The organism is Campylobacter portucalensis (assembly GCF_009690845.1).
Taxonomy (GTDB): domain Bacteria; phylum Campylobacterota; class Campylobacteria; order Campylobacterales; family Campylobacteraceae; genus Campylobacter_B; species Campylobacter_B portucalensis.
In genome coordinates, this window is sequence record NZ_VWSJ01000036.1 from 17364 (window position 1) to 28427 (window position 11064).

Consider the following 11064-nt stretch of genomic DNA (forward strand, 5'->3'; position numbering starts at 1 on the left):
GTGGAGATCGTTTTTAGTATTTTAGTTATGGCTCTTTTGGCGGTGATTTTTGTTCTTTTAAGACAAAATAAAAAATTAAACTCTAGTCCTAGTACCGAAATTTCTACTAGCATTACAAAGCTAAAAAGTATAGGTGAATTGAGTGTTTTTAAAATTTACTCAAAAGAGATAGTTACTAAAAAAGATAGTGCTATTGGTGGATTTTGGGATAAAATTTTTGGGTGGTCTATGAGTAAAAAACAGATTGCTTTAATATTTGAATTCGAGATAAATTTTATATATGATTTAAGAAGCAAGGAGTTTGAAATAAAGCACTTAAACGACAATAGCTATAAAATCACAATGCCACCTTGCAAATATGAATTTTCTATAAAAGATATGAAAATTTATGATGAGAAAAATTCTAAATTTTTACCATTTTTGCTACCTGATTCTTTAAGCGGACTTTTTGGTCCTGGTTTTAGCGAGAGTGATAAAAATGCCTTAATTAATGAAGCAAAAGATGAGGTTAAAAATATGTCTGTAAAAATAATCGATGATCTAGAAAAACAAATTCATAAATCAGCCATTTTAACCCTAGAAACTATAGCTAGAAGTTTTGGTGCAGATGATTTGGAATTTGAGTTTAAAGATAGCGAGAAAATGTATGTAAAAGATAGTAAGGTAGAAATAGATAGAATTCTTCAAAAGCAATTAAGTAATTAATAATAAAAAATTCTTTCTAAATACAAAGCTTGCGGTGGTGCTGGAATTTTAGTAATTGGTTGATTGATATTAAAAATTTTTGAGTTATTTATTATAAAATTTTTATTATTTAGTAAATTTAGATCTAAATTTACTAAATAATCATACTCTTTTAATGCATTTGCTACCATTAATCTTACTTGAGATCTCAAAAATCCATTTGCTTTAAATTTAATAATCGTAAAATTTTTATATTTAAAAGAGTAAGCTTTTATCATATCTCTTTTAAAATTTTTCGTATCACTTCCTACTTTCATAAATTTACCAAAATCATTATATCCTTCAAATTTTTTAAGTGAGTAATTTAATAAATTTATATCTATATCTTTATAAAAATAACAAAAATTAGATAAGAAAGGGCTAAATTTACCGTGATTTAGGATATATCTATAACTTCTAGCTTTTGCATCAAATCTAGGATGAAAGTTTTCATCCGCAATTTCAATTTTTTTAATATACAAAAAAGGCTTAGTGTGTCTATTTAGCAACTCTTTTAATCTTAGTAAATCCCAAAAATCAGGACATTTTACAACGCTTATAGAATTTAGAGAATGAACACCTTTATCTGTTCTTGAAGCAGAAATGATTTTATTAAAAATCCCCACTCTGCTAAGTGCTATTTTTAATAAATCTTCAACGCCTTTTAAATTTGGTTGAGATTGTGAGCCGCAAAATTTAGAGCCATCAAATGAATAAGTTAGTTTTATAAGCATTAATATTTCTTAAGAATTTTGTTTTTAAAATAGTAAATAGATGCTAGAAAAAATATTAAAAATACAGATGGAATGGCTATTTTAGGATATTTTGCTAATAGCATCATACTTGTAAAATATCCAAATAAAACAGCAAAAATTCCCACATAAACAAAACCTTTTTCATATCTATATGTAACTATCCCAAAAGATATAGCAAAAAGCACACTTGCTAAAGGAAATAGCGAAACTAGCGTATATATGCTTATATTTTTTTGTGCATTTCTCCAATAATCTAAAATGGATTTTGGATCATTTAAATTTTCGCTAGGTTTTGTTCTGATTGTCATTTTGTTAAATAAAGTTACGTGTAATGTATTAGAAATCGTATAAATTTTACCATCATTTAAAATCATTTCAAATACGGAATTTGCACTCTTAAATTCGCCACTTTTTGCTAAAATTAATCTTTGATTTTCACTGTTTGGAGAATATAAAACTAAATTCTTATAAATAGTGTTGTTTTTAAGTTTTTCTTGATCTTGTATGTATAATAACCATTCGCCAAATTTCTGTCCCAATTCGCTAGATTTTAAATTTATTGTGGCTTGTGTTTTTTTGTATTCTATAAAATTATCTTTTAAATTTTCAGCTAAAGGCATCATTATGATTGATATAAAAAGCAAAATTATAGATAGAAAAGTTGCAATTTTAAAAAAAAATATACTAATTTTTTTAGGAGAATATCCAAAAGTAAATATAACGATACTTTCATTTTCTTTTGAAAGTCTAAAAAGTGCAATCGTTAATGCTGAAAAAAAAGCAATCGGAGTGGTAAATATAAGAATTCTTGGAAGCATAAAAATATATAATTTTAAAAGTTCATAAAGATTTATTGAGATTATAGACGTAATTCTTGCTATTTGTATAAAAAATATAATAGACATTATCAAAAATAGTGTGCTAAAAAGTGATGAAAAAGAGCCTATAAAATGCAAAAAAAGATATCTATTTATTTTATTCATCTAAAATAAATTTCCTTCTATAATCATTTTTAAAAATAATTGACACTTATCTTCAAAAACATAAACTACAAAAAGTCCAGCAGATAAAAAAGGAATGAATGGCATTTGATATTGTGATATATTTTGATTTTGTGTGTTTGATTTTATGTTATTTTTTTTAGATTTTAGTAAAAATAAAAAACTAACAACCATAAAAGCAAAAAGAGATAAAATAGCACTTACAAAAACTGCTAAAAGTCCTAAATTTAAGCCTAAAACCGCACCAATACAAGCAAATATATATATATCAGCTTCGCCCATAGCCTCTTTTTTTAAAATTTTTGTAAGTAAAAAAGTAAGTATAAAAATTCCGCCTCCAAAAATTAATGCAAATTTAACCCCTTCAAAATTAAATTTATATAGTAGAGATAAAATTACTGCTACATACAAAAGTACGCTAGGAGCCGCTGTGTATCTAAAATCAATTACAGCCATTGCTAAAAGCACGATAAAAAGCACCCCTATCATAAAAGTTTTATAAATTTCAAAATAATCTACAATCTCAAAATTAGAAACTTCTTTAAACATACAAATTAACATTAAAAAGCCACAAATAAGCTCTATTAAAGGATATTGAAAGCTTATTTTTGTCTTGCAAAACGCACATTTTCCGCCTAAAAAAATCCAAGAAAATAAAGGTATATTGTGATACCATTTTAGAGGAGTTTTACATTTTAAGCAGTGAGAGGCGGGGAAATTTATACTTTTATTTTCAGGAAGCCTATAAATTAGCACATTGCTAAACGAACCAATACAAACACCAAATATAAAATAAAAAATTCCTAAAATCATAATCCACCAAAATTTCTCTTAATATTTTTAAATTCTAAAACCATTTTTTCTAATTCTCTTTCACAAAAATCGGGCCACAAAGTGTCTGTAAAAAATAGCTCAGCATAAGCGCACTGCCAGAGCATAAAATTTGATAATCTACTTTTGCCACCTGTTCTTATCAGCATATCCACATCGCAAAATTCGCCTAAAAAAGCAGTATCTAGTGCTTTTGAGATATTTTTTTCATTGATTTTTATATTATTATTAGCTAAATTTTGACAAGCCCTTGCTATCTCATCTTTTGAACCATAATTTATGGCTAAATTTATCGTTAGTTTATCAAATTTAGCCGTTTTGTCCTTTAAATTTTGTATTAAATTTAAAAGCTCTTTATCAAAAACACTTAAATCTCCTATTGTATGAAATCTTATAAAATTTTCTAAAAAAATTTCCTCTTTTGAGATTAGAAATTTTTTAAATAAATTTATTAAAAAATCTATCTCTTTTTTGGGTCTAGCCCAATTTTCAGTACTAAAAGCATAGAGGCTTAATATCGGAATTTCAAGTCTTATGCAAGACTTAGCTATATTTTCTATAGCATTACTACCATTTTCATGTCCTACGCTACGCAACAAACCACGCTTTTTAGCCCATCTTCCATTCCCATCCATTATGATAGCAAGATGATTTAGTTTATTCATTTATATGCTTTTTATGAGTTCTGCTAATTTAAAAGCAGTATTTGCTTTCGTGTCTTCTTTTAGCTCTATTTGATTATTTGGTGTTACAAAAGTAATTTTTGTGTTTTCACTTCCAAATTTAACTGTATTGCTTAAAATATTTAAACAAACTGCGTCTAAATTTTTATTATCTAAAGCTTCTTTAGCATTTTGCAATGCTTCTTTCATATCCACTTCAAGTTTAAAACCAACTTTTTTAACGCCTTCATAGTTGATATTTGCTATTATATCTTCGTTTTGCTTAAATCTTAGTGTAATTATATCTCCGACATTTTCTTTTGAGAGTTTGCCTTTTACTTTATTTGGAATATAATCACTAACCGCTGCTACCATTACAATAATGTCATCTTTTTTTAATTTTTGTGTTAATAATGCACTTTTTAATCCAAAAGAACTATCAAATTTAATGCTTTTATATGGAACCCTGAAATCTCCACTACAAACAAAAAGTACATCAGCACCTAAATAATAAAACACATCAGCTAAAGCTTTCCCCATTTTTCCGCTAGATAAATTGCTAATAACTCTTACATCATCTATTTTTTCAGTTGTAGATCCAGCTGTAATTAAAACCGTTTTTCCTACATAAAAATCATCCTTGCAAAGCTCTCTAATGATTATATATACGATATCGCTTTGATTTGCAATACCGCCCTTTCCGACATCGCCACAAGCTAAAATTTTCTCAACTGGATCAATTATTGTAGCACCATTTGCTTTTAAAATTTTAATAGAATTTAGCGTAGAAAAATGATTAAGCATTTTAGGATTTGCTGCTGGGGCTATAATTAATGGAACATTTGAAGCAGATATTAAAGTCTGCATAAAAACATTATCGCAAATTCCATTTGCAAGTTTATTTATTGAATTTACGCTAGCTGGTGCTAAAACAACTAAATCAACTTTTGAATACTCTATGTGATTTATGCCATTTTGCCAATCTTCGCTTTTAGAACAAAGAACTTTATGAGAACTAAGTGCTTCAAAACTCTCTTTTTTGCAAAATTTTAAAGCACCATCGCTAAGTGCCACATAAACATCAGCACCTAATTTTTTCAACTCCGATAAAATATCATAAGCTTTATAAAAACTCACGCTTCCACACACTGCAAGAAGTATTTTTTTATCTTTTAATATCATCTTTTTCTCCAAAAAATTTATAGTAAAATTTATCAATATTTGATTGCTTTTTTCTGCTTATTATTAACTCACCTTTTTTTGCATCTTTTGTAACTGTCGTGCCTGCTGCAATCATCACATCATCTTCAATTTTTATTGGTGCAATTAATTGGGTATCGCTCCCGATAAAAACATTTTTACCGATGATTGTTTTATGCTTTTTTTTGCCATCATAATTACAAGTTATCGTGCCACAACCGATATTTGTGCCAGACTCGATTTCACAATCACCAAGATAGCTTAAATGTCCAGCCTTAATGCCATCTACTTTTGCTTTTTTTAGCTCAACAAAATTTCCAATATGAGTATTTTTTATATCGCATCCTGGGCGAATGTGAGCAAGTGGTCCAATGTCTGAGTCTTGTATCAAACTATCTTCTATAACGCTACTGCTTTTTATGATACTATTTTTGATGACACAACTTCCTATAATACTTACATTTTCCTCGATTTCACAATCTCCTTCAAATTTTGCTTTACTATCAATGTAGATTGTATTTGGAAGTCTCATTCTAACGCCATTTTTCATTAAATTTTCTTTTATTAAATCTTGCATTAAATTTTCTGCTATACTTAGTGCAAATTTATCATTTATACCCATAAAATTTCTCTCATCTACCAAAACAGCTTCACATTTAAAACCTAAATTTATAGCTATTTCAATGCTATCGGTTAGATAATACTCTTTTTGGTTATTGTTATTTGAAATTTTAGGCAAAATCTCTTTTAAAACTTCACTTTTAAAAGCATAACACCCAGCATTTACTATTTTGATATTTTTTTCTTCATCTAAAGCATCTTTTTCTTCTACTATTTTTAAAATTTCGCCATCTTTAATAACAACTCTTCCATATCCAAAAGGATTTTTAGTTTCAAAGACGCTTAATGCTACTTCGTGTTTTGAATTTATTAAATTTTTAAGTTCATTTATTGTAATAAGTGGCATATCTCCGCAAAGAATTAAAGTTTTTTTGGAGTTTAGTTCTACATTTTTTAACGCACCAGCAGTTCCTGGAAAATTTTCTATATCTTGTTTGTAAATTTTAGTATTTGGAAAGTTGCTTAAAATTTTTTGCTTTATAGTATCAAAATCATAGTTTAAAATGACGCTTACATCGCTACTTAACTCATAAGCTTTTTCTAAAATATGAAAAATCATCTCTTTTCCAGAAATTTCAAACAAAACCTTTGCTTTATTTGATTTCATTCTTGTTCCAAAACCAGCCGCTAAAATAATTATTGAAATATCGCTCATAAAAAACCTTGATTTTAAATAAAAATATAATTTTAGCAAAAATTATCTAAATTTAATATATTTTTTTAAAATTAAATGTAAAATAAGGTATAATTTGACCTAAATTTTTAAAATAGGGTTTTTTAATGAAAAAATTAATTATAGTTACTTTTATTTGGGCTTTTTCTTTTAGCTTGATTGGAAATTATCTAAAAGGGGTTGATAGTAGTTTTGCAGCACTTTTACGGGTTGTTTTGGCTTTGATTTGTTTTTTACCGTTTATGAAATTTAGGGGAGTTGATAAAAAATTAGCAACTCTTACAGCTTGTATTGGTGGCGTGCAAATTGGTGCTATGTATCTATTTTATTATGCTAGTTTTAAATATCTAAGTGTTGTTGAAATCGCTTTATTTACTATATTTACACCATTTTATGTAACTATTTTTTATGATATTTTAAATCGCAAATTTAAATCTTTATATTTAATTAGCGTTTTTATCGCTGTTTTTGGGGCTTTTGTAGTAAAATACAATGAAATAAATAGCGGATTTGTGATGGGATTTTTGATTTTGCAAGGAGCTAATATATGTTTTGCAGTAGGTCAAAGCTCTTATAAATTTTTATTAGAAAAATACGATTTTAAAGCACAAAAAGAGCTTTTTGGCTACTTTTTTGTAGGAGCTAGTTTTGTTTGTTTATTTGTATTTTTAATATATGGGGATTTTTCAAAATTATCTTTAAATTTAACTCAATATTTAGTTATTTTATGGCTTAGTGTTGTAGCTAGTGCTGTTGGGTATTTTTTATGGAATAAAGGTGCTTGTGAGGTTGATAGCGGAGTTTTGGCTATTATGAATAATGCTTTAATTCCAGTAGCCATTATAGTAAATTTAATATTTTGGGGAAGCCCTGTAAATTTAACTAAACTCATAATTGGCGGAGTTATGATTTATGTATCTTTAATTTTGCATGATTACATTATGAGATATTATAAAAAAATAGAGAAGATATGAAATTTATATTTAGGAAATTTATGAAAAAAAATGTCAAATTTACTGTTTTTTTATCCGTTATTTTGGTTGTAGGATTTTCATTTTATTATAATCTTAATAAAAATATAGATACAAAATATCTAACCACAAAACCAATTCGTGGAGACTTAACAAATTCTGTTGTAGTTGCTGGGCAAATTTGGGCTAGAGATTTAGTAGATATAGGCACTCAAGTTAGCGGGGAAGTTCAAAAACTTTATGTAAAGATTGGAGATAGTGTAAAAAAAGGTGATTTTATAGCTAAAATTGATTCTATAAAGCAAAAAAATGAAGTAGAAAAGAAAAAAGCAGAAAATCAAATTTTAATGGCTGACTTAAACGCTAGTAAGATATCTTTTAAAATAGCTAAGCAAAAATATGAAAGAGAGCAAAATTTATATAAAAAAGGTGCTAGTTCAAAGGAAAATTTAGAAAATGCTTTAAATAATTTAACGCTAAAAAAAGCAAAAATAGAACAGTTAAAGGCTCAAATTTATCAAAACAAAATAGATCTTGATACTGCTATGAGAAATTTAGACCTTACAAATATCAAAGCACCATTTGATGGAACTATTGTTTCTATTATAGCAAAAGAGGGGCAAACCCTAAATGCTAATCAAACTACTCCTATAATTGCTCAAATAGCAGATTTATCAAAACTTGAAATAAATATGCAAATTCCTGAAGGTGATTTACCAAAAATAAAAGTTGGTATGAGTGTAAAATACTCAATATTATCAGATCCTGATTTAAAATTTGATGGAGATATTGTAAAAATTGATCCAGCTTTGAGTGATTTAAGTGATGGAAAATATGCTAAACATGGTATGCAAAATATTCAATCTAGTGGTGCTATTTATTATTATGCTAAGATGTTTATAAAAAATCAAGAGAACTTATTTAAAATCGGTATGACAACTCAAAACGAGATAATAATAAGTCAAAGCAAAGATATACTTTATATTCCGCAAAATGCTATTTTTAGAGAAAATAACAAGAGTTTTGTTAAAATTTTAAAAGATGGTAATGTCTTAAAACAATATGTAAATTTAGGAATTAGCGATGGAATTTATGTTGAAGTAGATAATATTAATGAAAATGATGATATTATTTTGCAAAACGATGAATCCAATAAATCAAAGTCTTAAATTTTATTAAATATAAAGGAATAGGTGTTGATAAAATTACAAAATATAACAAAAAGTTATATGATTGATTCTAATTCTTATACGGCTTTAAAGAGTATAAATTTAGAGATAAAAAAGGGTGAGTTTGTAGCTATTATAGGACAAAGTGGTAGCGGAAAATCAACCTTAATGAATATTATTGGCTGTTTGGATACTCCAACAAGTGGTAAATATTTTATAAATGATAAAGACATAATTGGGCTTAGTGGTGATGAATTAGCTAGTTTAAGACGTGAATATTTTGGATTTATTTTTCAAAAATATAATCTCATAAGTTCAATCAATTCTCTTCAAAATGTCGCTCTTCCTTCTCTTTATGGAGGTGTTAATAAAAATGATAGAGAAAAAATGGCTTTAGAGTTATTGGATGATTTGGGTCTAAAAGATAAGGCTAATCAAATTCCAAATAAGCTTAGTGGCGGCCAACAACAAAGAGTGAGTATAGCTAGAGCCTTGATTAATGGTGCAGAAGTGATTTTAGCAGATGAGCCAACTGGTGCTTTGGATAGTAAAAGTGGTAAAATGGTTATGGAAATTTTGTCAAATTTACATAAATTAGGTCATACAATTGTAATCGTAACTCACGATTTAAACATAGCAAATCACGCAAATAGAGTTATAGAAATCAAAGACGGTAAAATTTTAAGCGACACAATCAAAAACGACGAAAAATTTATCTTAGATAAAAAACCACAACTTAAAAAAATGAGTTTAAACTATACTCTAAATTTATTTATAGAATCTTTTTTAATGTCTATAAATTCGATATTTTCTCACAAATTCAGATCCCTATTAACTATGCTTGGCATAATAATTGCTATTGCTTCTGTGATATGTGTAGTAGCATTAGGGGAGGGCTCGCAAGAAAAAATTCTCTCATCCATAAAAGCCGTTGGTACAAATACAATCACAATTTATCCTGGTAAAAATTTTGGTGATTTAATGGCTAGAAATATAAAAACTCTTAGCGTAGATGATTCTAGAATTTTAGGAAATGAGTTATATTTAGATTATTCTACGCCAAATATAGCTACAAGCGGTATTGTAACTTATAAAAATTTAAATTTAAATGCAAGTTTAAGGGGCGGGGGCAAAGATTCTTTAAAAGTAGATAAAATTGAGTTAGAAAGTGGTAGAAATTTTACGAAAGATGATATTTTTAGATCAAATTCGGTTGTAATTATAGATCATAATGCAAAAAAACAGCTTTTTAAAAATGAAAATCCAATAGGAAAAATTATATTTTTTAATAAAATTCCTGCTAAAATTATAGGCGTAGCTAAAAAAGATGATTTTTCTAATAGTGATAATATTAAAATTTACGCTCCTTTTAGTTTTGTTATAAGCAAAATAACTGGAAATAGGCATATTAATAGCATTACAGTTAAGGTTAAAGATGAAGCAGATGCACAAATAGCAGAAAAGAATTTAGTAGAACTTTTAACCAAAAAACATGGAAGAAAAGATTTTTTTACAAGAAATTCTGATACTATCAAAAAAACAGCTCAAAGCACACTAGCTACTATGAATTTACTTATTTTATCTATTGCTGCAATTTCGCTTTTAGTTGGCGGAATTGGAGTTATGAATATTATGTTAGTAAGTGTAAAAGAAAGAACAAAAGAAATAGGCATAAAAATTGCAATAGGTGCAACAACATCAAATATTAAATGCCAGTTTTTAATAGAAGCTATTATTTTGTGTTTAATAGGTGGAATTTTAGGTCTTTGTTTGGCTTATGCTTTAGGTTGTGCTTTTAATTTTTCAAATAGCGATTTTGATATGAAATTTAGAATTTTTCCAGCACTTATTTCTTTAATGGTTTCAAGCATTGTTGGTGTGATTTTTGGTTATATACCTGCAAAAAATGCAAGCAAATTAAATCCAATTGATGCACTTTTGCAAGAGTGAATTAAAAATTTAGCCCAATTTTAGCATATTAAAGCTATTTTTGTAAATTGTAGAGTATAGTTGATAATGTGTTTATATGAAATTTATAAGCTTTTATACTCGCTTTTTAAGCCCTTAAATTTACTTAGTGGTTAGCTAGAACTTAGTGATGTTAATAAATTATTTCAAAAATTTAAATGTTTGTAAAAGTAAAAAACAAATGAGATTATATTAGTAAAATTGCCATATTTAAGAAAATTAATGCAAAATACAAACAAAATTATCTTTTATATAAAAGAATGTTATACTAAAAAGAGAAATTTTTTAGAAAAATATTATCTAAAATACATAAATAAAGTAGAAAATTTAGTCTTATGCTACCCAACCGCCAAAATTTAAAAATCCATAAATTATAAATTAAATTCATTTTTCTAACTTAAATTCAACCACCAATTAACCATTTATTGATATTAATTATCTATAATCTTTGAAATTTATTAAAGGATTTATTATGAAAAAACTACTTTTA

10 protein-coding genes are annotated in these 11064 nt (G+C 26.9%); 4 read left to right on the forward strand and 6 right to left on the reverse strand.

The features are described 5' to 3' along the window. Entirely contained in the window at window positions 1-705 is a 705-nt protein-coding gene (locus F1B92_RS07905; protein ID WP_326833134.1) for a DUF4230 domain-containing protein, read from the forward strand. Here F1B92_RS07905 and F1B92_RS07910 read toward each other — a convergent pair. From F1B92_RS07910 to glmU, 6 genes are read right to left on the reverse strand one after another with little or no spacing between them, the layout of a single operon-like run. Beyond that, complete coding sequence (locus F1B92_RS07910) at window positions 702-1457, reverse strand: pseudouridine synthase family protein (RefSeq protein ID WP_154571304.1); 756 nt, start codon at window positions 1455-1457, stop codon at window positions 702-704. The two genes, F1B92_RS07905 and F1B92_RS07910, sit on opposite strands and share 4 nt — an antisense overlap. Then, on the reverse strand, window positions 1457-2461 hold the full coding sequence (locus F1B92_RS07915; protein ID WP_154571305.1) for an LptF/LptG family permease: 1005 nt from the start codon (window positions 2459-2461) through the stop codon (window positions 1457-1459). Before F1B92_RS07915 ends, F1B92_RS07910 begins: the two co-directional genes overlap by 1 nt. Beyond that, window positions 2462-3292, reverse strand: a complete 831-nt coding sequence (locus F1B92_RS07920) for a prepilin peptidase (protein ID WP_154571306.1) — start codon at window positions 3290-3292, stop codon at window positions 2462-2464. After that, window positions 3289-3975, reverse strand: coding sequence for a polyprenyl diphosphate synthase (gene uppS / locus F1B92_RS07925; protein ID WP_154571307.1), 687 nt, complete (start codon window positions 3973-3975; stop codon window positions 3289-3291). Before uppS ends, F1B92_RS07920 begins: the two co-directional genes overlap by 4 nt. Next, entirely contained in the window at window positions 3976-5154 is a 1179-nt protein-coding gene (coaBC, locus tag F1B92_RS07930) for a bifunctional phosphopantothenoylcysteine decarboxylase/phosphopantothenate--cysteine ligase CoaBC (RefSeq protein WP_154571308.1), read from the reverse strand. Continuing rightward, the gene (glmU, locus tag F1B92_RS07935) at window positions 5138-6448 is read right to left on the reverse strand and encodes a bifunctional UDP-N-acetylglucosamine diphosphorylase/glucosamine-1-phosphate N-acetyltransferase GlmU (protein WP_154571309.1); all 1311 of its coding nucleotides are present in this window, start codon (window positions 6446-6448) and stop codon (window positions 5138-5140) included. Before glmU ends, coaBC begins: the two co-directional genes overlap by 17 nt. A 125-nt stretch (window positions 6449-6573) precedes the next feature. On the opposite strand from glmU, the gene F1B92_RS07940 reads away from it, so the two are divergent. Genes F1B92_RS07940 through F1B92_RS07950 form a run of 3 tightly spaced genes read left to right on the forward strand, consistent with a single transcriptional unit; the run spans window position 6574 to window position 10556 of the window. Next, window positions 6574-7440: an EamA family transporter gene (locus tag F1B92_RS07940; RefSeq protein WP_154571310.1), complete on the forward strand. Its 867-nt coding sequence runs from the start codon at window positions 6574-6576 to the stop codon at window positions 7438-7440. Window positions 7441-7460: 20 nt separating this feature from the next. After that, complete coding sequence (locus tag F1B92_RS07945; protein WP_195836328.1) at window positions 7461-8606, forward strand: efflux RND transporter periplasmic adaptor subunit; 1146 nt, start codon at window positions 7461-7463, stop codon at window positions 8604-8606. 27 nt (window positions 8607-8633) lie between these two features. Next, entirely contained in the window at window positions 8634-10556 is a 1923-nt protein-coding gene (locus F1B92_RS07950; RefSeq protein ID WP_154571312.1) for an ABC transporter permease, read from the forward strand. Window positions 10557-11064: the final 508 nt, after the last annotated feature.